The organism is Malacoplasma iowae (genome assembly GCF_900660615.1).
Taxonomy (GTDB): domain Bacteria; phylum Bacillota_I; class Bacilli_A; order Mycoplasmatales; family Mycoplasmoidaceae; genus Malacoplasma; species Malacoplasma iowae.
Map to the genome: position 1 here is coordinate 728,113 of NZ_LR215023.1, position 25,177 is coordinate 753,289.

General features: G+C 22.9%; 20 protein-coding genes. 3 read left to right on the top strand and 17 right to left on the bottom strand.

The genetic code is table 4. The annotated features are described in order from the left end of the window. The first annotated feature begins 331 nt into the window (after positions 1-331). Positions 332-1,231: an immunoglobulin domain-containing family protein gene (locus tag EXC57_RS02885; protein ID WP_004025477.1), complete on the top strand. Its 900-nt coding sequence runs from the start codon at positions 332-334 to the stop codon at positions 1,229-1,231. 203 nt (positions 1,232-1,434) lie between these two features. Here the strand turns inward: EXC57_RS02885 and EXC57_RS02890 are convergent, their stop codons facing one another. From EXC57_RS02890 to EXC57_RS02900, 3 genes are all read right to left on the bottom strand, one after another. Then, complete coding sequence (locus EXC57_RS02890) at positions 1,435-2,409, bottom strand: IS30 family transposase (RefSeq protein WP_129692495.1); 975 nt, start codon at positions 2,407-2,409, stop codon at positions 1,435-1,437. Between the two features lie 296 nt (positions 2,410-2,705). Continuing rightward, on the bottom strand, positions 2,706-4,229 hold the full coding sequence (locus EXC57_RS02895; RefSeq protein WP_004025327.1) for a hypothetical protein: 1,524 nt from the start codon (positions 4,227-4,229) through the stop codon (positions 2,706-2,708). Between the two features lie 249 nt (positions 4,230-4,478). Further along, positions 4,479-5,963, bottom strand: a complete 1,485-nt coding sequence (locus EXC57_RS02900; RefSeq protein ID WP_004025326.1) for an Rnase Y domain-containing protein — start codon at positions 5,961-5,963, stop codon at positions 4,479-4,481. Positions 5,964-6,136: 173 nt separating this feature from the next. Here EXC57_RS02900 and EXC57_RS02905 point away from each other — a divergent pair, with 173 nt between their 5' ends. Further along, positions 6,137-6,874: a TlyA family RNA methyltransferase gene (locus tag EXC57_RS02905; RefSeq protein WP_129692616.1), complete on the top strand. Its 738-nt coding sequence runs from the start codon at positions 6,137-6,139 to the stop codon at positions 6,872-6,874. A gap of 76 nt (positions 6,875-6,950) precedes the next feature. Here EXC57_RS02905 and tkt read toward each other — a convergent pair whose 3' ends face one another. Together tkt and EXC57_RS02915 are read right to left on the bottom strand one after the other, a co-directional pair. Beyond that, positions 6,951-8,984 carry a transketolase gene (tkt, locus tag EXC57_RS02910; protein WP_004025324.1) on the bottom strand — a complete coding sequence of 678 codons (2,034 nt, stop codon included), beginning with the start codon at positions 8,982-8,984 and terminating at the stop codon, positions 6,951-6,953. 3 nt (positions 8,985-8,987) lie between these two features. Further along, positions 8,988-9,251 carry a NifU family protein gene (locus EXC57_RS02915; RefSeq protein ID WP_004025323.1) on the bottom strand — a complete coding sequence of 88 codons (264 nt, stop codon included), beginning with the start codon at positions 9,249-9,251 and terminating at the stop codon, positions 8,988-8,990. Between the two features lie 37 nt (positions 9,252-9,288). Here EXC57_RS02915 and EXC57_RS02920 point away from each other — a divergent pair, with 37 nt between their 5' ends. Beyond that, positions 9,289-9,591 carry a hypothetical protein gene (locus tag EXC57_RS02920; protein WP_004025322.1) on the top strand — a complete coding sequence of 101 codons (303 nt, stop codon included), beginning with the start codon at positions 9,289-9,291 and terminating at the stop codon, positions 9,589-9,591. On the opposite strand, the gene EXC57_RS02925 is transcribed toward EXC57_RS02920, so the two are convergent. From EXC57_RS02925 to EXC57_RS02980, 12 genes are all read right to left on the bottom strand, one after another. Further along, on the bottom strand, positions 9,583-10,467 hold the full coding sequence (locus EXC57_RS02925; protein WP_004025321.1) for an Abi family protein: 885 nt from the start codon (positions 10,465-10,467) through the stop codon (positions 9,583-9,585). The two genes, EXC57_RS02920 and EXC57_RS02925, sit on opposite strands and share 9 nt — an antisense overlap. Positions 10,468-10,550: 83 nt before the next feature. Further along, positions 10,551-12,236 carry a 1-deoxy-D-xylulose-5-phosphate synthase gene (locus tag EXC57_RS02930; protein WP_004025320.1) on the bottom strand — a complete coding sequence of 562 codons (1,686 nt, stop codon included), beginning with the start codon at positions 12,234-12,236 and terminating at the stop codon, positions 10,551-10,553. A 10-nt stretch (positions 12,237-12,246) separates the two neighbouring features. After that, positions 12,247-12,744, bottom strand: a complete 498-nt coding sequence (locus EXC57_RS02935; protein WP_004025319.1) for a hypothetical protein — start codon at positions 12,742-12,744, stop codon at positions 12,247-12,249. Further along, positions 12,716-13,747, bottom strand: a complete 1,032-nt coding sequence (hrcA, locus tag EXC57_RS02940; RefSeq protein WP_004025318.1) for a heat-inducible transcriptional repressor HrcA — start codon at positions 13,745-13,747, stop codon at positions 12,716-12,718. Before hrcA ends, EXC57_RS02935 begins: the two co-directional genes overlap by 29 nt. A 243-nt stretch (positions 13,748-13,990) precedes the next feature. After that, the gene (locus tag EXC57_RS02945; protein WP_004025317.1) at positions 13,991-15,100 is read right to left on the bottom strand and encodes a hypothetical protein; all 1,110 of its coding nucleotides are present in this window, start codon (positions 15,098-15,100) and stop codon (positions 13,991-13,993) included. A 255-nt stretch (positions 15,101-15,355) separates the two neighbouring features. After that, positions 15,356-15,688 carry a hypothetical protein gene (locus EXC57_RS02950; protein ID WP_004025316.1) on the bottom strand — a complete coding sequence of 111 codons (333 nt, stop codon included), beginning with the start codon at positions 15,686-15,688 and terminating at the stop codon, positions 15,356-15,358. 79 nt (positions 15,689-15,767) lie between these two features. Then, a complete protein-coding gene (locus tag EXC57_RS02955) occupies positions 15,768-16,736 on the bottom strand; it encodes a DUF5378 family protein (RefSeq protein ID WP_004025315.1) in 969 nt (322 codons plus the stop codon). A gap of 51 nt (positions 16,737-16,787) precedes the next feature. Continuing rightward, a complete protein-coding gene (locus tag EXC57_RS02960; RefSeq protein WP_129692617.1) occupies positions 16,788-18,803 on the bottom strand; it encodes an MPN338 family protein in 2,016 nt (671 codons plus the stop codon). Between the two features lie 12 nt (positions 18,804-18,815). Continuing rightward, on the bottom strand, positions 18,816-20,801 hold the full coding sequence (locus EXC57_RS02965; protein WP_004025313.1) for an MPN337 family protein: 1,986 nt from the start codon (positions 20,799-20,801) through the stop codon (positions 18,816-18,818). Between the two features lie 196 nt (positions 20,802-20,997). Continuing rightward, entirely contained in the window at positions 20,998-22,161 is a 1,164-nt protein-coding gene (locus tag EXC57_RS02970) for an AAA family ATPase (RefSeq protein ID WP_004025312.1), read from the bottom strand. 103 nt (positions 22,162-22,264) lie between these two features. After that, positions 22,265-23,887: a hypothetical protein gene (locus EXC57_RS02975; RefSeq protein WP_129692618.1), complete on the bottom strand. Its 1,623-nt coding sequence runs from the start codon at positions 23,885-23,887 to the stop codon at positions 22,265-22,267. Between the two features lie 261 nt (positions 23,888-24,148). Beyond that, on the bottom strand, positions 24,149-25,087 hold the full coding sequence (locus EXC57_RS02980; RefSeq protein ID WP_129692619.1) for a hypothetical protein: 939 nt from the start codon (positions 25,085-25,087) through the stop codon (positions 24,149-24,151). Between the last annotated feature and the right edge of the window lie 90 nt (positions 25,088-25,177).

Here is a 25,177-nt window from a genome sequence, read left to right on the forward strand (position 1 = left end):
CAGTTAGGGAAATATCCAAAATATAATAATGAGTAATGTTTAAAGTTGCTTAAATTTATATTTTGGTTTTTTTATTATTTTAAAACCTTATTATTAAAAGCAATAATTTTAAATTGATTTTAAAAAATACATCTTTATAAAAAAACTAAATTAACAAAAAATAATATTAAAAAATTTGTAATATTTTCAAGTAGTTTTTTTGCAACTAAAATGCCATAAAAATTTTTTTTACAGAAATTTTAACATTTAAAAAATTTTAATATTTTTTATTAACTATTGTTTTTTTAATGTGTTAGAATGCTAAAAAATAAGAAAAATGGGGAAAACAATTATGTTTACGCATAACTTAAAAAAGATTTTGTTAACAGGTTCTGTTACATTTGGGATAGCAACATCAGCAGCTATTCCTTTCACTACAAATATGACTTTTAATAATAAAAAAAATGATGATAGTTCTATAAAAGTCCCTGGTGATGATTCTAATAATGAAGGAAACGATTCAAACAATGGCTCGAACCCAGGTGATAACGAAAATAACAATAATAACAATAACAACAATAACAATGGTGGCCAAGATAATAACAATGGACAAGTTGACGAGGACAAAGACAAAAGAATTGTTATCACTAAACAACCAACTAGTATAGAAGTGTTTCAAGGAGAAACTGCTACATTCTCATTTGCATATGAGGCATATGATTTATCAAGAGATGATAAAATTTTCATTCAATGATATAAAAATGATCAATTGCTTAATAACCAAACATCACAAACATTAATTATAAATAGTGTAAAACAATCTGATGTTGGTCAATATTATGCAACAATTAGTGTTGGAACTAATAGTAGCAATTCTCAATTATTTACAACATCTAATAAAGTTAATTTAGGTGTTAAAGATGAATCGTTAAGATATGATTCAATTGTTTTTGGAAATGATACTCCAATAGCTTCATATCATAATTATGTAGAAAACCCAGTTCTTAAAATTACAGTATTAGTTCAATTTTCAAAAAATGGACTTCTTGTTTATAATGGTGAAAGAGTAAAAGTTGATTTTTATATAGGTGATATTTTAGCTGAAACTTTATATGCATCAGCTGGTTTCAACACACTATATGCAATGATTGAATGTGACCGTTCTGATTTTGAAGGTAAAGAAATTTATGTTGTTGCAACATACCACAAGTTAGTAAGAAAAGAAACAATCAACAAGTGATCTGATTGATAATTATTAAAATGATTATCTATTCATTTTACTAGTTTAATGAATTAATATTAAAATAGTTTAAGAAAAAACAAATGCAATAAAAAACTGGAACTTATGTAGGTATACAAATTCCAGTTTTTTTCCCTAACTGACATGTGAAGTGCAACACTTCAATGTTACATTAAACTCTCGACTTTGAAATATAAGTTGAGAGTTTTTTTGTTTTAAATATTTTCTTGATACATTTGGTAAGCTGTTTTATAACCAAACATTTTTCTTGGGATGTTGTTTACTTTTCATTCAAGAGTTTTTATTTTATCTTCACTTACTAAACTGAAGTCAGTTCCTTTTTTATATCATCTTCTAACTATCCCATTTATGTTCTCGTTGGACCCTCTTTGGAATGAAGAATAAGGTTGGCAATAATAAACTTTAAAGTTGAATTGTTTTGCAGTTATTCCCATCATTTGAAACTCTAACCCATTATCAACAGTGATGCTTTTTATTGGGAGTTTTTCATCTCGAATAATGGTATACATTTTAGCCATCATTGATCTAGCGTTCTTCCCTTTTATTTTTCTAATAATTGCCAACCTTGTTTTTCTTTCCACTAATGTCAATAAGTGGTAATAACCACTTTGCCTTTTACTAACTATTAGATCAGCTTCTCAATGTCCAAATTCTTTTCTATTGTTTATCTTTTCTGGTCTTAGACTATAAGGAATGCAGTATTTTCCATCAATTTTAGAAAATATACCTATTTTTCTTCTTTTTCCTTTAACATATTTTCTTCTTAAACAATCTCTTCTTTGTATCTTTCAAATCTTGCTATTGATTCATCTAAATACTTGCCTAGCACTTGGAACTTTAACTAACGGATAGTTTTCTTTTATTCAAAAAATTGTAGCTTCTACACCATGAGATTTAGGATTAAATTTTTGAATAAAAAGATCTGTGAAGTTTTTGTACTTCAACATAAAAAACATATGACAATTTGATTTTCTTCTAATGTATTTTTTGTGAGCAGTTGATGAATAATAAATCCCTGTTGAAGATGTGTTTCTTTTTAATTCTCTTGATATTGTTGATTTGTTTTTATTTAAGATTTTTGCAATCTTATTCATAGAATATTTTTCTTTATTTCAAAGAAAATAAATTAAGCATCTTTCTTCTTTTGTTAAATGTTTATAAGTTTTCATAAGCACTCCTAATATTCATTATCTTTTTATTAGTGAACACTTACAAACAAAACAAATGAAGTGCACACTCTTTTTTGAGTGTTGCACTTCACATGTCAATCGAGCAAAAAACTGGAACTTATGTAGGTATACAAATTCCAGTTTTTTTATTTTTACATTATTTAATTAGAAATTAATAACCAAAAAGTTTAATACAAAAATTTATAATTTTTGTTTCACTTTATTCAAGATAAATTGTTGTTGTTTTTAAAAATGTAATTTTATAAATATATATTTGTTTTTTTAAAAAGATTAACTTATTTCTTTTTATATTGCATTCATCCTAATGAGTTTTCCTTTTCTTTTAATTGTTGCCCACAATCAAAAGAATTAAATATTTGATCTGATATAACATTAGCTTTCTTATATATTGTTTTTCCAGTGTTTCAATAAGGAAATTTTTCTTTATTTAGATAGTTATTTACTTCTAATGTCATACCAGCAAAAGTTTCAGCCATATCTTCTCTAACAGTTCTCATTGAATATCTTGTTATTCATGATCTATTTTGATTTTGATAATCTTTATTTTTAGGATCAACTATTGCAATATTATTTGCAATAATATTTTCATCATTTGTACCATAGTATGATCACTCTGGAAATGTTCCATTACCTTCAACTCTTGGATTTAATGCCATAAAATCTTTTAAAGTTGGTGATAAATGATCACTATATTTAAAATGATAGTCATATGTTTTATCATTTTCTAAATACTCTCAATATATACTATTTATTTTTTCATCAATATAATAAGAAATAATGTGATAGATTTCATGAATGATAACTCTTAATACATACGGTCTTTGATTTTCAGTAAAATTACCCTTTGATGTTCCAATAATTGCTATACCAAAATCTCCAGGACCATTTGTATAACTAATGTTGTTACCTCTTGCTGCTGTTGAATTTTTTATTAAATCAATATCTAAAGAAACTTTTGAGTCATTGTACTTTCAAAATTTATTATTTGATATTTCTGTTATTATTTCCATACCAATGTATTTTTTTATATCAAATTCAATATAATTAATAAATTTAAAATATTCATAAAATAATTTTTCTTGTCCAAGATTATGATCAAAATAATCAAAATCTTTTGCTACATATCTTTCTACACTTCCAACAATATGTTCTCTTTTAGATGAAGTGTTTTTTGTATAATCAATATCATTAATGAATGTTAAATTATATAGACTTTTCATTGATTTAACTTTATAGTTATAAAGCATTTCAGATGTAAATTTTGTTGTTAAAATATTTGATGAGCTAAAGTTATTTTTATCATCATAACAAGTAACTAATAAACTTATTCCATCTTCTTTTGAATCGATAAAATAATTAGATTTTTTATCTCATTTTTTATAATAATAAACATTTGTTGTACCATATTGATCAATTTCCATAATTGTGTTTGGTTCAACAATTTTATCAGTTAAATCAACCTTACCTTCACTATCTAAATTTAAGTTAATCTCTCTATCAATTAAATTCTTTATTTGTTTATCTTCAGAATTTGATTTTATAAATAATTTATATTGATAATTTTTATTGTAATTATCAATTTTTAATACAAAACTATTATTTGTTTGTTCATAAGATATTTTTGGTGAATAATCATTTTTTGTTAAATTATTAAAATTATTTTGTCTTATATATTTGTTTGTAACAAAAATACCAACAGATGCTGTTAATAAAACAGATAAAGAAACAAACCCAGCTATTAATGCTTTAGTTCTTTTATTATTTTTAGAATTTTTCTTTTTTAAATTCATTTTTTTCATAATAGATTATTTTATCATTAAATTAAAAAATATTTTTATTATTAAAAAATATTTGATTTTTAAATAATTAAACTTTAAAGTTTAATTTTAAAATAATTAAAAACAACAATTTGAAAGCAACGCCAATAAAATTATAAATTGTGCACATAAAAATTGTTGTTAATAAAATTATTTTTTAATAAACTATATTTGCAATCAAAACTAAATTAAAAATTTTAAACTTTAATAAAATAAATTGTTTTGTTGTAACTATTCATTTGTATTTGGTTCAATACTTCTAGAAGCACTTCCTTTTGATTTTACTTCTAATCTATTTTCTCTTATTAAAATAATTTCAATAGGTTGTTTATTTGTAATATCATCAGTTTCAAGTTTTTGTTTAATATCATATGCTAATGTTGTTAATGCATCATCATTTATTGTTTTAGGGTCAATAATTACTCTGACTTGTTTTCCAGCTTTAATCGCATATGAATTTTTTACTCCATCAAATGAATTACAAATTTCTTCAATTGTATTAATTTTTTGTAAATATTCTTCATGTGATATATGTCTAGCTCCTGGTCTTGAAGCTGAAATTTTATCAACTATTTTAGTTATACATGAATAAATATTGTCACATGGAACTTTTTCATGGTGAGATTCTATTGCATTAATAATATAATCTTCTAAATTATATTTTCTAGCTAAAACTAAACCGCTTTCAACATGATCATTATCCATTTCAAAATCTGTTGATTTTCCAATATCATGAAAAAAAGCTGCTTTTTTTGCTTTATATTTATCAACATTTAATTCAATAGCTATGTTTGAAGCTAGCATAGCACATTCAATTGCATGTGTTAAATTATTTTGCGAAAATGATGTTCTAAAATATAATCTACCAACATATGGATAAAGTTCTTTATTTACATCAAATATTTGTAATTTGTTTTCTAAAGCCTCTTTTCCTATTTCATACAATCTATTATTCATATTTTCAAGTTCAATATCATAATATTTTTCAATTCTACTTGGTTCAATATTTTTGTTTAAAATTAATTTTTCTAATAGGTTTTTAGCTATTTCTCTTCTAATTGGATTTAAACAAGAAATAGTAACTTCTGGATCTTTTTCAATGATAAGTTCAACACCAGTTGTATTTTCAAAACATTTTTTATTTCTACCATCTTTTCCAATTATTCTTCCTTTAATGTTATCTTCTTCAAGTTTAATTGTATATGTAGTTTTACTAATAGCTATATCTTCAGCCATTCTTTCCATTGTATCAACTAATATTTGTCTAGCTTTATTTTCTAATTCTACTTTTTTTTCTGTTTCAAAATTACTTATCATTTTGCTTCTTTCAACATTCAATTCTTGTTTTAAATTATTAAGAATTATTTTTGATGCCTCTTCTTTTGATAAACCACTTATTTCTTGTAATTGTTTATCAAGATTTTCACTTTTATTTTTTAAAGAAAAATTTAATGCATTATATTTAGATAATGATAATTCTAATTGTTGTTTTAAATTTTTATTAGTTTTTACTAAGTTATCTAATTCATTTTTCTTTTCATATATATTTTGTATATTGTTTTCATTATTACTTGAAATATTTTTACCACTTATTTTAGTTGATAAATCCCTTTTATTATTTCTTGATTTTCTTTTTGTAAAAATAACAATTGCAAAAATACCAAAAAATAAAAGTGTACAAATAATAATGACAAAAAAAACTATATTTAATACCATAATTTAATTAACACCCTATTAATATAAATTGAGCAAATAATTTGTATAAGTTTTAAACCAGTATATTTATTTTATATGATAAAAATAATTTTGTTAAATAATATACAATAAAAAACTATAATTTTTAATGTTTGGCATATTATTTTTTATAATATTTAAATTAAGGTGCATTTATGGAAAAAACAAGATTAGATGTTTATTTGGTTAATAACAAAAAAGTTGAATCAAGAAATTTGGCAACAAAATTAATAGAAGATGGAAAGATTATGGTTAATTCAATTATTATTACAAAAAATAATTATGGTGTTAATTATACTGATAAAGTTGAAATTCTTGAAAATGAAAGGTATGTTTCAAGAGGTGCTTATAAATTATTAAAAGGGATACATGAATTTAAACCAGAACTTAAAGATAAAATAGGATTAGATATTGGATCATCAACTGGTGGCTTTACTCAAGTATTGCTTGATCATGATGTGAGAAAAGTTTATTGTGTTGATGTTGGAACAGATCAACTCCATGAAAAAATAAAAAATAATAAAAAAGTTGTTGTCTATGAACAAACCAATTTTAAAGATGTTGTACCAACTTATTTTTATGAACCTATTGAATTTATATGTTGTGATGTTTCATTTATATCAATTAAACAAATATTAAAAAAAATAATTGAATTAAACTTTCATAACATTGAAGCTATTTTTTTGTTAAAACCTCAATTTGAAGTTGGAAAAGAAATAATTGATAAAACAGGTGGTGTGGTTAAAGATCATAAATTACATGAAAAAGTTATAAATGACTTTAAAGAATTTTGTAAATTAAATAATATTGAATTTTTAAATATATGCGAATCTCCAATTACTGGTGCAAAATTAAATAACATTGAGTTTTTAACTCATATATTCATTAAATAGATAATATTTATAAATTATAGAATTTAAAAAAATGAGCAATAAAATGCTCATTTTTTATAATTTTGTAAAACTAAAATTAAAAGAATTTTTTGTTAACGTTATTATCAAGATAATTTTTAATTTTTAAAGCTATTTCATCTGGAGTAAGTTTTAGTTTTTTGATTACATCATCACTTTTTCCAGACATACCATATCTATTGATACCAACTGAAAAATCAGCAATTCTATATCATGGAATTGTAGTACCAAATTCAATAGCAATTAATGGTTTATTACCAATTACACTTTCTTTATAAACTTTAGTTTGTTTAATAAATAATTCAAAACTTGGCATAGAAATAATATTACATCTAATATTATGTTCTTTTTCTAAAATTTCAGCTGTCTCTAGTGCAACTGGTAACTCACTACCTGTAGCCACTAGTGAAATATCATTTACTTTATTTCCATAAAAAACATAACCACCACGTGAAGTTTTTTCTAATGGAGATTTTATTTGATTAAAAGCTAATCTTGATGTAATAATGTTAACAGGCATTTCGTCTTGTTTAAATGCAAAATCAAAAGCTGCAATCAACTCTTGTAAGTTTGCTGGTCTGAATGTTGTTGTATGTGGTATTAATCTTAAACCTCATAATTGTTCAATAGGTTGATGAGTTGGACCATCTTCACCAACTGTAATTGAATCATGACTATAAACATTAATTATAGGGTTATGAGAAATTGCAGCTAACCTAATAGCAGATCTTGCATAATCTGCAAAAGATAAAAATGTACTACTTATAGCTTTTAAACCATAGCTTGTAATTCCTGAATTAATTGCAGTCATAGCAAATTCTCTTACACCTGCATTCAAATTAACACCAAGTCTGTTTTCTGCACTATATGGTTCTAAACCATTAACTCATATTTTTGTACTTCCAGAAATATCAGCTGATATTAAAGTAAGTAAAGGATTGTATTTTGCAACTTCATTAACAATTATCCCTGATATATTTCTAGTTGCTTCTTTTTCAAAAGATAAATGGTTGAATCACTTTTTATCAAAAGTTAATTGTTTATTTTCAATTTTTCTATATTCTTCATACTTATTTTTATCAGTTGATAATTTTGCAAGTCTTTCCACAAATGCTTCATAAGCTTTTTTACCTCTTTTATGCAAACTAGCAAATTCTGTATAAGCATTTTTAGAAATTTCAAAAGGTTCATTATTATAAGATAATTTGTTTTTTAAATCATTTATTTGATCAAAATTTAAAGCAGATCCATGGGCTTTGTTAGAATCTTGGTAACAAGAACCATATCCAATGTGTGTTTTAACCTCTATAACAGTTGGCTTTTCTGTTGATTGCTTAGCAGCTTCTATAGCAGCACTAATTGCAGTATAGTCATTTCCATTATCAACTTTTATGTAAGCCAAACCTAGTGATTCAAAATATTTTTTATAATCTGTAATAGTTGAATCACTTACTTTTCCATCAAGTTGAATTCCATTTGAATCAAACAAGAAAATTAATTTATTTAATTTGTATTTTCCAGCTAATGAAAACGCTTCATATGAAATTCCTTCTTGTAAACAACCATCACCAAATAAACAATAAGTGTAATTATCTATTAACTTATATTTTTTAAAATATGTGTTTAATTTAGTTTCAGCTATAGCCATCCCAACTGCTATTGCAACCCCTTGTCCTAAAGGACCAGTTGATGTTTCAATACCATCAATTAAAATGTTTTCTGGATGTCCAGCTGTTTTTGAATTAATTTGTCTAAAATTTTTAAGATCATCCATGCTTACATTTTTATATCCAGCTAAGTGCATAGTTGCATATAATAAAGCACTACCATGTCCAGCACTTAAAACAAATCTATCTCTATTAAAAAACAAAGGGTTTTCTGGATCTACAACTAAATGATCCTTATATAAAGCATACATAATAGGTGCTGCACCTAAAACAATACCTGGGTGACCAGAATTTGCTTTTTCGATCATTTCAACACCTAAAATTCTTATAGTATCAATTGTTAGATTTGAAAATCTAGAAGGTTCTTTTTTTTCAACAACTACTTTAGTATTTGTCTTTTTTGTTTCTTTTTTAATCTCATTCATTTTCTACTCCTGAATATCTTCTATAATTTTTACAGATTTTACTTCGCTAATTTCACTTGTAAGAATTGTTTCAACACCATCTTTATAAGTCATGTCAATTAAAGCACAACCAACACAATTACCAAAAACTTTTATAGTAACTTCACCGGTTTTATCATCAAAATCAACAAAGTCTAAATCTCCTCCATCTTGGTTAATGTAAAATCTTATAGAATCGATTACATCTTTTATTTCGTCTATAATTTCACTCTTTTTTTGATTTACCATAATACTTGATTATAATATAAAAATGTAGAGGTAAATTATGAAAAATAAAAAAATTGTATTATGTGAAGTTGTTGAAATTAACAATAATTACATCAAAATTTCATATAATGATAAAATTTACCGTTGTTATTCAAACTATATATCTGATTATCCAGTTGATCTTTTTAAATATTTCACTATTGGTAATAAATATAAATTTTTATTAAAAGAAGGGATGATTTTTTCTTATAAAGATATAAGACCAAAATTATTAAAAAATAAAAAGAAACCCACTCCTACAATTAGTGGGGTTAAAAATTTAGAAAGGCATTTATTGGAAATAATAAAAAAATTAGAATAGTCCATAAATTATTTTTATTAAGTATTGTTTTGAGTGGTGGTTTAAAGCCACTTTTTTTAATTGTTCATTAAATTCATGGTAAGTGTTGTTTCAATTTAATAAATAATCTAATAATGAAATAACTTTATCTAAAGATATATATTTGTCTTCTGAAGAATCATTTCTCTTAATACTTGTATAAATTCGATTAAATTCTACACGGTAAAGTCTTGTAGTGAAATTATAAATGTGTCCGTTATGTGAAATTAAGTTTCTAATTTTTAAAAAAACATTTAGCATTTTGTCAAAATTATTAATATTAACTATAGGTATTCCAAAACTAACTAAAATTTTATTTTTAATTTCATCATCTAAAAGCCTATAAAAATTTATCGTGGTAGCAAATGTCCAAGATAATGAAAGATCCTCAATAGGAATATTAGCCAAACGTTTATATTGAATTAGAAATTCAGAAGTTGCAGCATGTTCAAAAAGCGAATAAACAAATTTTTCACTTTTTAAATCAGGACAATTTTTTATATTTGGTAAATAATTTAACAATTCATCTTCAGCGAAATTATAAATTTTAGTATCTTTTAATTTATAAAATTTAATTCAATTTTCAATTATTGTTCTTTTTAATTTTGATTCAAAAAACAATATATTTTTTAATAAAATCGACCCAACATTTTTATCAAAATTTATAAGATTAATTATTTGATTGCTATCAACAAAAGAAAAAAATCTATTGTTTTCTTCATTGATAAATATTTCACTATATTCATTTAATATATATTCAGCTGAATATATATTTAAATATTCTAAAAATTTATCTTGATCAACAATATTCAAACCATTTTCTATAAGTTTTACTAAATCTTTTTCTTTATCAATCATTATATATACCAACTTTAATTCTATCAAATAGGTGATAATAATTCATAATATAGATAAGTAAGTTAGTTTACAAAAAGAAAATATTAATTAAAATATTTTTTAAAAAATGTTCTAACATCAATATTATTTTTTAAATCAACAATATTTTTGCTACCAAAGCCAACATTGTTATTTTTAATACTAATTGAAATTAATTGCACATTTATCTTTTCTTCAAAACACATCCTTGCAATATCATCATATAAATTATTTTGGTAATAAACTTTTTCAAATACAAAAATCTTTTTGTATTTACTAATCATATTAACAACTTTTTTTCTATCAAAACAAGTAACAAAAATTGCATTAACTAAATCAGTATCATATTTATTTAAATCAATTTCATTTTTTATTTCATTAATCAAATGTCCATAAGAAATTATTAATGTTTTAGACTTTTTATTGATTTCATAAATTCAATCACCAAAATTAAAATCTGAATAGTTTTCTTTATGTTCACATTGATCTTTTGTATATCTAATAAAAAAAGGTGATTTCTTATTATCGTAAGCTAGATCAATTAATCTTGATAACACAATATTATTTGATGCATTTGCAACAATACTTTTGGGAATTGTTTTTATAAACCCAACATCATAGATTCCATGATGTGTGTTCCCATCACCATAAGAGATATCAGCTCTATCAATTAAAAAAGTAACTGGTAAATCAAGTCTTGAAATATCATGGATTATTTGATCATATGTTCTCTGCAAAAAAGTTGAATAAATAACAACAAAAGTTTTAAAACCCATTAAAGAATATCCTGATGCTTTAGTTACAGCATGTTCTTCAGCAATGCCTACATCTTCATAATTATCTTTAAATTTTAAAGACAAATCCAAAAAACCAGTTGAAAGTGTCATTGCAGGATTTATTATTTTAATTTTATTATCACACTCTAAAAGTTTTGATAATTTATTTGCAGCAACTTTGCCATATGTTGGATGTTTTTCAATTTCAATTTGATTTGAATGATATAACCCAACTAAATCATTTTCAGCTTCTTTTAACCCTAATCCTTTTATAGTTTTTAAATGTAAAACAACTGGCCCATTTTTAACTAGTTTTTTTGTTTTATTTAAAGCTTCAATAACACTTGATAAATCATTACCATTATATGGTCCAACATAATTTATTTTTAATGCATTAAAAAAAGATTTAACCAATTTGTCATCAGTATTAAACATATTATTAATAGCACCAACATTTTTTGAAATAGACATTCCATTATCATTAATAACAATAATAATTTTTGTTTGCTTACAACCAATATCATTTAGCGCTTCAAAAGATATACCACTATTTAAAACTGCATCTCCTATAACTGCAATTGTGAAATTATTTAGATTATTATTTGCGATTGCTGAAGCTAATGATAAACAAGTACCAGAATGACCAAGCGAGACAAAATCATGTTCTGATTCTAATGGTTCAAAAAAACCAGATAAACCACCACTTTTTCTAATTGTGTTGATTTTATCTCATCTATCTGTAAGCATTTTATGAACATAACATTGATGACCTGTATCATATATTATTTTATCTTTTGGCGAATTAAAACAGTATAGCAAAGCTATAGATATTTCAACAATACCAAGATTAGATGAAAGATGAATAGAATCAGTTTTTGATAATTCTATTAATGTTGTTCTAATTTGTTTTGAAATTGTTTTTAAATCATCAATACTTTTTTTGGTTATCTCATCATATTTAATAAATTTGCTCATTTTTTATTTTTTAACATTGAATAATAATTTTTCTAAAAATAAAATTAAAACTTGTTGGAAATCATTTCTTTAAAAAAGTTAATAATTCATCAAGATAATAATTTAAGTTAATGAATTTATCAACTGCGATTTGATGTTCGTTTTCATCTTGTTTTAATAGATATTTATTATTTGTTACTAAAACTCCTGAATTACTATAAAAATTAATTAAGTTGTCTTTTAAATTAACCAATTCTTTGTATGCTTTTCTAGTTGAATTCATATTGATATTGAATAAATTAATAACAAAATCTTCAGAGTCAAAATTTTGATATTGATTATATAAATCAAGCAATTGACTTTTTTGTAAATGTTGTAAATTGTAATTTATTCTTAACTTAATAAGCGATAATATCAAAAATGTTTTTAATTTTAAAGATATATTTTTTATGCAATAATTTTGCTTAGAAATAAATTTGTAAAATTGATTTAAAGTAATGCTATTTTTTTCAGCTTTTTTCAAACTCATCTCTAATAAACTCCAATAAACCTTTTATTCTTGAATAATCAACTCTTGTTGGTGACACCATAACTAATTGTGTTTGATTATCATTATTTATAACAATATCTGTTGACGCAAACAAGAGATCATTATGGCCAAATTCATCACCAAAAGTAATTGATGTTGTGTGTCCATTTTGTTCTTGCTTAAGTGCAATTTGTTCTCATATTGTTGAATTTTCCAATAATAACAAAACCTCTTCAAGTTTTTTATGATCATTGAATTCTGGCAAAGCTAAAAGACTTGATGAACCAATAATATTTTTAGTTATTTTAGATTCTTGTTTAAATTTGTCTGATTTGGAATTGAAAATTCTTTCAACAACTTCTTGCATTACAAACTCATATGATTGGACTTTGTCTCTTATAATAGTTTTTATTAACTCAAGTCTTGTATCAAGTTCTTTTAAAGGGCAATCAACTAATCTATCATTAAAAATTCTTACACAAATTGAAATATCTTTAAGAATTGATGCATTTTCTATTTTTATTAAGTTTTTGATAATGTCACCATTTGAAAGGATTAACATAATAATTGCATTACTTTCATTAATTTGAACCAAATCAACTCTTTTTAATGACAAATTTGCAGACTTATCTATTGTAACCAATGGAAGTCTTGTAACCTCTTGAATAATCCGACAGCTTTCATCAATAATAGTGTCTATAGAATTTGATCTATTAGAAAATACTTTTTTTAATCTCATTTTCAAATTATCATCTATTGCTGGTGTAGAGAATTCTCTTTCATAAAGTTTATATCCTTCACTAGATGGAACACGACCAGAAGAAGTATGGTTTTTTTCTAAAAAATTGTGGTGTTCTAAAACAGCCATTTCATTTCTTACTGTCGCAGCTGAAATATCTGGCATATATTTTTCAATAATTGTTTTACTACCAACTGGATTGGCTGTAGCTATATATTCTTGAACAATATATTTTAGAATTAGTTTTTGTCTTTCTGTCAACATAAAAAAACACCTCAATTTATATATAATATTTTACTTTAAATAATACAATTGTTTATAAAATATAGAATTATAAACTATTCTTTTTAAAATTAAAAAAATATAGCAAAACATTAATGATAAATAATTAAAAACTTTTTTAAATTAAATGAAAATTAAATTTTAACTTTCTATTTATTAGTTAAATTATAAAATCTAAATAAAAAACTCATAACTTGTAAGTTATGAGTTTATACAACAATAAAACTATTCAAACATTTCATCAAATTCATCATCATCGTCAAAATAGTCACTATCATCAACTTTTGGTTTCTTTTCTATTTCTTTTTCTACTTCTTTTTCAGTTTCTTTTTCATGTTCTTGTTTATCTTCTTTTAAATTATAAACAACGTCTCTATTTTCTACTTCAACAATTGGTTTTTGATTTTCTTCATAATATGGTTCTTCTTCATATTCTTCTTGATAATAATCATCATAATTATCATACATAGAATAATCTTGTTCATAAAAACCTTGATCATCATAATACATAGGTTCTTCTTGATAGTATTCTGTGTTGTCATAATTATCATAATAGATAGGTTCTACTGGTTGATAATATGGAACATCTATCAATTGATTAACTTCTACAATTTTTTCTACATCATGAGCCACTGGTACTTCAACCTCAACAATTTTTTGAGTTTCTCCTCCTGAAATATTTACAAGTTTTTCAACCTCAATAACCTCTGGTTCTGAACTAACCACATTAGGATTTTCTATAAATTGTGGTACTTCAACTTCAACTATTTTTTCAACAACACGAGGTTTTCTATCTTTGTATACAATTTTTTCTTGAATAGTTGGTACTGGAATTAATCTTTCAACTTCAACAAAATTAACATCTCTTTCTACTGGAATTGAATTATCAATTCTTTGATTTTTATGGTATTGATCATATGAAGTGTTTGACTTAGAATAAAGTTTTTTAAAAGTTAATTCATTTAATATTGTATTAAAAGACATTTTTTTATTAAACAATCTTATGTAGTTACTTTTTGGAAGATGGTTATTTTGAATTAAAAATTCTAGTTCAATAATTTCTTTTTTTTGTTTATCAATCATTGATAATGCAACATCATCATCACCAAGTTCATATATTAATATGTCATCTATTCTTTTAAGTTGAACTTCTAAAAAGTCAATCTCTTTTCCAATTGATGCTTTTTCATGTCTATAATTTGTTGCATTATACTCTTGGTTTAGTAAATTAATCTTTTCAAGAATATGTCTTGCTTTGTTTTTTAAGGTTTTTTTAAACTCTTCAGCATTAGTATGGTCTAATTTTTTATCTAAAAAATTTAAATCGTTGTTCATACCCATATTCTCCAAAAAATGTTTTGTTAATAAAAATATATAGAAAATATATAATTCACTATGTTTTAATTATATCTATTTAAAATATCAAAATCAATTTTTGAAAAAAAAATAAATGCTCAAATAATAAAAAAATATGATTTAATATAATTTTATAGTATTTTAATAAATATATTCTACAAATCTTTTTTAAATCATTAATTAAAGGTTTTTATTAAATAAAAAAAGCTGTTTTTTTAATAAACAGCTTCATAATTAGTTTTTCTTTGTTGGGTCGTTTTCTTTATTTGTTTCGTTTGGATTTTTTTCTTCGTTTTCCTTTTTAGGACTAGACTTAATTATATTTTTAAATAATTCTTCATAACTTAGATTATCCATATCTATACTATCAATTAACGGTTTTAAAGTTTCACTCATTTGTGAAAATCTTTCAGATCCTGTTGCAAAATTTTCTAAAACATAGTTTATAAATTCATCAACTGAAAATATATTCATTTTTTCATATGAGTCACGTTGTGATTCATATATCTTTTTTATATTTGTTCATGTCTCCAAAGAAATTTCAATTTTAATTTTTGTATCTGACATACTAAACCTCCTAAGATAGTATAGTATTATTATACACAAAATTAATAACTATAATAGTAATTTTTATCATTCTCAATGTTTAATTGCTAATTTGTTTCTTTGTTAATTTTAATTTGAATTTATCAAAAAATTTATCTAATTTAATTTCAATTGGTAATAGTATTATATTTAAATAATCTATTTCAGAATATCATCTTTTTGATCTATTGTATTTTTTATTAATATCTTTTGTAGTTATATTTTTTATATAGATAAACAAATACGCCACAATTGTTGCTAATGTAAATCAAAATATTGGAGCAGATGGGAATCCAATTGGTAACAAGTTATAAACTGAACCATATTCACTATAAGAACTATCAATGCTATTGAATCAATCGTTTTTTGATAAACCTGTTGTATTAAAACCAACTCCAAAGAAGTTTATAAAAATTGATATGTATCCAAAATAAATTAACATAAATAATATCATTGATACCATACTTCATTTAGTAAACTGTTTTGATGTTAGCAATACAAAGACTGCAAATAATAAATTAATATAATGCAATAAGAATATTAAAACATTTGGATATGTTCCAATAAATATATATTTTCAAAAGTTACCACTAATATCTTTATCTGTTGATACTACAAAAAATATTGTGATAATACTTCCAATAATAGAAAACGGACATAATATTTTGGCCATATTTTTTGTTTTATCAACTATTAAAAATATTGGTAAAACAAGTCCAATCATAGGACATAAGTCTAATAAGAAAACCCTACTTATACTATAAGAGTAATTATAATAATCATTACTTTTTCACTGACTTCAACTTAGTGGTTGATCAATTAAAACCTTAATATCACCAGATCATCTAACAACTATAAAATAAATTAATCAAATAATAGAAATAACAATAGAGAATCAATAAGAATTTATAACCCTGTATACCCTATTGTATTTTAGTGTTACAAAATAATGAAATAATATCATTGTTGTAACTGATAACACAGTTACAATACGAAGAAGTAAACCAAGTCAATTAAATCCTGAACCCATATTTACTCCTTTAGATGGTTTTTTTTATTTTATATAAAAAAATAGAAAAATCTATCTTTTTTTTCTATATTTTGCAGATAAAACTTTAAATGAGAAATAACCAAAAATTGCAACAAGGATTAATGCTAAGAATGTAGCAACTGAAATTGCAACAATATTGCCTGTACTTAAACCAGAATTGACATCAACAACAGTAAGTATTGTATAAACCATACCCAAATAATTTATAAAACCAATAAGTGATGCAATTATATAAGCAAATAAAACTGATTTTCTTTCTTTATCTTTTTTAGATAATTCATCTCTTTGTCTAATTTTATTTATTAACATTTCAATTGATGTTTTAAGTTCGCTTAGTTGATCTATTTTTTTAACTATATGTTTAATATGAAAAATTTCAAAAAAATCATCGTATCAATTCAATATTAAATTTTCTAGCGATTTAAGTTTTTCTTTGTGATAAATATCAATGTTGTGGTACAAATCATAATTAAATTCAAGTTCTATATCTTTCATCTTTCAAAGTCTACTTTGTGAGTAAATTTGAGCTCACATATAATATTCATATAAACCACTTGAGTTGTTTGCATCTAACAAACTTTTTTGAAATACTTCAGTATTATTTTTAATTAAAAGCATTGATGGTTTATTACTTAAAAAAGTTATGTAGTCATAATTTAATTCACAACAAGAATTTTCAATTTTTTCACTCAATGATTCAGATAATTTTGATAAAACAAAACTATTTTTATTCACAATATCAACTAATTGCTTATATTCAATAAAGTGTCCAGTTGAATAATCCATACCAAATAGTTCTGGTGATATAGTCAAAAGATATATCATTTTAAGATTTTTGTTTTTATCAAATAAATCATATTCACTAATTATTGGAGTTTTTGATTTTAAATAAACCTCAACAGAAAATATTGGACTTATTAAAGAATCAACCTCAAATGTTTCTTGTTCTATAAGAGTGTCTGCAATATCTTCTGCACTTTTTATATTTTTAATCGATATTATTTTATCTCTATCAAGATAAGTTGTTCTTAGGTAATTTGCTAATTCAAAAAAATCAATTTCAGAATTTTGGTTTGGATCTTCTTTTAATAAAGATGGTTTATCTAAAAGTTTTAAAATGAATTCTGGTTTTTGTGATGTAAAGTAAATTTTAAGTTCTTCATATAAACATAATGCTATTAATGAGCTTGTTAAAATTGAAAAAAATAAATCTTTTTCAATATAATTTTTTGTTTTCTCTGAAACATCATTAAAATACAAAAACTTTCTATTTACAAAATTAATTCAGTTTTGATGAAGAGATTCAATTGTTATTTGTTGAAAATCAACCTTAACTTTAGCTTTATCTGTAGGTTTAATTGATTTTTTATTTGATGGTTGGTAATTTTCTAACATGTGTAAGATGTTATTTAACGATAAAGGAAATAGTTGTTTATTAATAAAATGCTTAATTAAATTGTAAAAATATATTTTATCTACACATTCTAAAAAATCAATTCCTTCAGAATCATTAAAAACTTTATTAAAACTAAATCCACCAGATAAAAGTTTAGACTCATCATCTAGAAAAAAAGAAAGTTGTAGTTGTGATATATATGTATATAAATATGAATTAGGATTAATATCAATAGCAAAATCATATTTTCTATCTAAAGAAGTATCTCCTAAAACTTCAACATCACTTTCTGGAATAATATTTTTAATATATAATGGTTCATTAAATTTATCAGTCTCTTGAACAAAAAATAAATCACAATTTTCACTACCAGTTTTAGATGCAATTTTTTTTAAAGCAAGATTAAGCATCAATTTTATTTTGTTGTTTTTAGTTAAGTTATCAATTTCAACAAATTTTTCTAATTCATCTTCATCCATATTTTTTTGGATTTTAGGTAAAACTTTATTTACAAAAAAACGATTAGGGTGGTTTTGCAAACTAGTAAAAAATTTATCATTGATTTCATCAATGTAGAATGGTGTTAAATTTTTTATTTTTAGACCATTAAATTCTTTCTTTTGTGTTGTTACACTTTTTTTATTAGCCATACTACTACCCTCCTATCTGATTTTTTTCTTATTTTCTTTTCTATATTTTCTCTTTATATATAAAGGTTTAAAAATTGCATTCAGCAAGATTAAAAATAATATAAATACTAGCACTGTTCCAAAAGTTATTGTTCCTATATTAGCTGGGTTTTTAATCCCATCGCTTGAGTTTGTAACTGTTAAGATAGAAAAAACAACAGTTAAAAAATCAGTTATTCCAAATAATGTTGCTGTTACAAATGCAAAACCAATATTTCTTCTTTCTTTTCCTTTACCATAAATTTTATCTTCTCTATTAATTTTGTTTTTTAAATGACCAATCATTTTGTTGATATCGTTAAAATCATTAATTTTTTCAACAATTCTTTTTATTTCTGGAAGACCATAAAAATTATCATATCAATCAAAATGTAATTTATCTAATTCATAACAATAGCTTCTTAATAAATGAGGATATTTATTTTTATAAGCATCAAAATTTGCTTCTATATCATTTGTTTTTCACACAAGTGCTTGAGTGTATATTTGAGCTCACAAATAATTGTTAAATAATTTTCTATTTGCATCAATTTCGTAATTAAATTTATTTTTATTTTTAACAAGCAAAGGATTGTTATTTTTAATTATTATAGAAGTTAGAGATTTATTGTAAAAAGAAATATAATCATAATTTCATTCACATATAGTTTTATCTACAATATTACTTACTATTTTATTTCATTCATCATCAAGTTTTCATTCACCAATATTTTTAACTAGATCAGAATATCTAATGAAATTAAAATTAGTATCATTTAAACCAAATAATTCTGGATTCATGATTAATAAATAAAATATTGTTATTTCTCTATTTTTTGAAAATAAATTACTATCTTCATCTAAAAAAGGAATATCGCTATTTCTAATAATTTCATAATTTCACATTGGGACACCAAATGAACGATTTTCATCTTCATCAAACTGAATTAAAGCATTAATCGCTTCATCAGCGTCCATTATCTTTTTTCACTTTATTTTTCCTCAGTGAAAATAGTTATTTTTTAAAAGTATAGCTAATTGGTTAAAATCTTCTAAATAATCTTGTTGCAAATCTTCTTTAATTGTGATGACTCTTTTTAATAATGGGATATAAATTTCTGGTTCCGAATGTCTAAAGTATATTTTTAGTTCCTCATAAACTGCTAAAGATATCATTAAAACAATTAAAATTGAATAAAATAATTCATTGGTATATCAAGACATTTTCTCTTTACTAAAACTATTATTGTTTAAAAATTTGTCTTGAATTAATTGGCTTCATTTCATGAATAACTTATCAACATTAATATCGCTTTTAGAGTTATTGTTTATAACATCACCAAAAAGTGCCAAAATATTATTCAAAGATATATTTCTAAGCTCTTTAGAAAAAAAGCATCTTACCAAGGAATTTAAATATATTCTTTCAAATATATCATACTTATCACTTTTACTATCATTACCTCAATTTCAACTAACAGCTCCAGAAAGCATTTTATTATTCTCATCTAAATAAAAAGAAAATTGAATTTGTTCAATATATTTGAACAAATAAGTGTTTTTATCAACATCAATAGCATAAATATATCTTCTATCTGAATGAATATCACCAATTACTTTTAAATCATATAATTCATATTTTTCTTCTACAAAATATGGTTGTTTATTATCTTCATAACCCTTTTCAACAAAAAGGTCATGTTCTTTAGTACCGGTCTTAGCAACTATTTTTTTTATAATTCTATTTATTAATAATAGTATGGTATTGTGATCAGAAATACTTTCTGTATCCAATATTTTTTTTACTTCTTTTAAACCAATATTTTTTTCTATTTTACTTAATATTTTAGTTGATAACCCATGATTTCTATATTTTTGTAAACTATCAAAAAATCTAGGATTTATTTCATCAATATAGAATGGTAAAACAGTTCTAGTTTTAAGGCTGTTTATAAAATTTTTATTTTCTTTATCACTCATATAAACAACCTCCACAAAATTATTACCAATACTAAAAAATTATAATACAAATCAAATATTCTTATTAACTAACTATCTTGTAATTATTAGCAGATATTTTTATTTTTATTATTAAAATTAACAAATAAAAAATCCCCACTTATTTAAGTAAGGGAAATTAATGTTTATTAATTGTTTTATAAACAATTAATAAAAACTATAATTTGAAGATTGTTGATGAAAAATCACTAGATTTATCAATTTCAAATTTATTATCACAATAAATGTCATCAAAATCATATGTACTATATGAAGATACTGTTGTAATTAATTGACTATTGTGTATATTTTTTTCTTTGTCTGAAAACATTTTTAAAATATAGTTTGTCTGTTCTAAACTTAAATAATTATTTAGATCATCTATAAATAATATTGTTTTTTTATCTAGTGCTTTAAATATTGCTGTTAACAAATAAAATAGCCTTCTAACATTATCTGATTCATTTACAGAATTAATAAAGTGAAAAATTCCATTTTCATCTTTTATTGACAACAATAAGTTAAATTCATTTAAACTTTCATCAGTAACTTTAAAGTCTTTAATGTTTATATTTAAATCCTTAAAAACATTTAAATATCTTGTTCTATTTATTTCTATAAAATCTTTTGAGATAGAATATTTTTTAAATGATTTATTGTGCAAGTAATTATCTTTAAAAAAAGTTATGTTTTTAAAAAAATCACTAATACTTATAGTAAGCATGTTTTTAGAAAAATTACATATTTTCAAAAGAATAGAATTTTTTAAATTTAAGTAATTAGTGTTAGGTTGTTTATCTAATTCAAGTTCTTCTAAATTTAAATTAATATCAAAAATACAAGTATTACTTGAATCACTATTTGGTAAATTAAGCGAAAATTCTAAGTTATTTTTTGAATATATTTCAATTCATTCCATATCATCAAAACCATCTGAACAAGAATAACTTATTTTTTCAAGTTGAGGAAAATACCCATTAAAAATTAATTCATATTTAAAAGATGTTTGATTTACATTAAAATATAAAATCACTTCTGTATCATTATAATCCTCGTCATTTTCTTCACTGAATAAAACAAATGGATTATAAAAGTTTCTCATTGATTTTAACGTAGTATCTAATTTAAACTCTGTTTCATATTTTATAAAGTTATTTATATAATCGATTGTAGTATTAATTAATTTAATAACACTTGATTTTCCAACAGATTTAGAACCAATGAAAACGTTAGAACAAGATGGCAAAACATCAATTTCATCAATTACATTTCTATTTAATAAATCAATTTCTTGTCAATCTTTAAAACATGCAAAATTTCTAAACTTAATTTTAAATAGCATAATCACTCCTAAACAATATATTAATTTTAATATAAATCTTTTTCTTTATTTAATATTTAAAAATATAAAAAATTCCAAGACTAAAAAGCCATTGGAATATTTATTAGTTTTTATATGAATTAATAATTGGAAATGAAACTGGAAATTTAATAAATAAGAACGTAATAACTGAACTTGCAGTAATATCAATACTAAACGCACTAGTTGTAAACGAATTAACTCAATTATTATTTTCATCAAGAATTTTAAAAGGTAAAAATGATGTTGATGTGAAGTTATTTATATTAACATTAATATATAAATCTAAGACTTCATCACTATATCATAAAGCACCTTGTCTAACATTTAATGGAAGTCAAAAATGAAGTGCATTAATATCTTGATTATTAGAATCTTTTTCTGGTTTGATTGTTGTCATCTGACTATAAGTAAATAAAAGATTTTGTTTTACTAAATTTAAATTTGAATAATCTTTAATTAATATTTTATTTAATTTATTTTGGTTTGTAACTTCTGTTTTGTAACGAGTTATTTTACTTGTTAAGTCATTATATGATCCAGCATCTGTATTTTTAAAACTATTAACTGCTTTATCAAAATTATCTTTTGAAATCTTTTTTTCTGAAAAACTAAAAGTATAGTCTTTCATATATAATCTATCGCTGTAATCAAAATCTTTTAAAATGTTTTGGTTTTCACTTATATAAAGCATTCCTGTAAAGTTATAAACTTTAGCTAGCATTTGTACATATTTTGAAGCTACATTTGATCAAATACTTGCACCACTTGAATTTAGTGTTTTATTATTAAAACTATCAGAAATACTTTTGAATAAACCTGGTGCATCTAAATATATATCTGCTACATAAGGAATTTGATATCCAAAAACTCATTTATCATCATCTATTTTAGTTGGATTTAATCATAAATTTTGATTTGTAACATTATAATCAAAAACTAGTTTGTCATTCTTTTTAATAGTTACTTTATCAGGAAGTTGTTTTATAATGTCTGATTTTTTAAATTTATATCATTCTTTACCTGAATTAGTATTTAATATTATATATTTATTGAAATTTGATTTATTATTTGCAACCATGTTTTCAATTTCTTGTGTATTGATTCCCATTTTTTGTAAATCAATTGTATCTGGAACAATATCTTTTAGTGGATTTAAATCTATATTTAAATCTTTATTAAAAGTATATGTGTATTTATAACTGTAAGTTAGAGTTTTAGTTTCTTTTTTGTATTCAATTTTTGTCTGTTCACCTTTTCTTGTTGTATCTTTTAAAAATAGATCTGCAATTGGTTTAATTGTATAAACAAATATTTTTTTGGCATTGTCATAACTAAGATTTGTATTTTCTGTTATTAATACTTTTAATATCCCAGACAAAGTTTGGTCATTTATAAGCGTTGATAAAATAGTTGTAATGCTTTCTTTATTTTCAATTATGATTTGCAATACAGTTTTACTATTGTTTTGATCTGCAAAAACTTTTTGAATCAATTCAATAATTCCTTTATATTTTTCACCAACAACTTTTGAAATCATATTAATTACTGTTTGATCTTTTAAAATTGTTTTTAATAATTTATCAATTGAATCTCCATTAAAAAGTGAATCTATTATAGTGTTTAAATATTCTATATTTTTAATACCTAAAGTTTTAATTAAATCTTGAAATTGTTTTTTTAAATCTGATTTTTCTTCTTCACTCATTGAAGGTTTTATTTTATCAACAAAAGCACTTATTAAATTATCAACAAAAAAATCGTTTCCAATAAATTGTGTAATTACACTTACAACAAGTTGTTTATTGTTTCCAATAATATCAAGGATTGGTTCTTTTGTATTTAAAAGCTTTTTAATGGCATCAATTAATACTTTATTATCTGGTAATACTTTTGCCTCAATTAATAAATCTACAATACTATTAGACGATGATTCTACAAATTGAGCTACAGTTTCATTTTTTGATATTTAATCAACTATATTACTAATTAGTGTAACAATTTTTTGTATATGATTTTGAACATTATTAATTTGTTCTGAAATTTCTTTACCAAGAGTATCATTTGTAAGTTTATTGTAATTATCAATAACTTGAGAATCTTTTATTGCTGAATTGTAATCCAATGTAGATGTTACATTTTCATACTCTGTTAAAAAAATATTTGAATATGTTCCAAATGTGAAACTAAAATTATTTAAAACAATTTTGTCATCTTTTTGTTTATCTTCTTCTTTTACATTTACATCATTATTTTTAGAAATTAAAAAATCAACTGATGGAAATTGTAAACCTAAAAAGAATCTATTGTTGTATTTATTAATAGTTAAATTAGGTTTTAAGTCTTTTATATTTATATTTAAAAAAATATATTCATTTTCATTTAATTCATATGAATGATTATTAATAACTAGGTTTTCTGGTTTATGATTTTCATTAATGATTTTTAGTGAAACACTAACAGATACTTTTTCATTTTCATTAATGGTAATAGATGGCGTTTTATTAAAATAAAAACTAAAATAAGATTTGTTTGTTAAATACAATCAATATAAATAACTATATATATCCAAAGTTAAATTATCTTTATTTATTTTTTTTAATTCTTCATCAGTTTTTATATCATTAGTTAAAACTTCATTAATGCTTTTATACACATCTCCTGCATTGTCTTTACTAACATTTATAGATGTTATATTTTTTTTAGATTTTGATGCTTTTTCAATTTCTGGTTCTATCTTACCTTTTATAAAAGGTCTACTTATCAAATTTCCATTATCTTGTCCTAAATTTGGATTATCATTAATGTTATTAGTTTTAGCACCCTTAGCACAAGAAGCTAATGGAACAGCAATTATAGAGGTTGCTGATATTAATGGCAAAAATTTAAAAAATACATTTTTAATCATAACTTTTAACTACCCAACTTTTTATTTTTTAAGTTTATCACTTTTTAGTTTTTTTACACATTTTTCATTGTTAAAAAAATTTCTAATTCT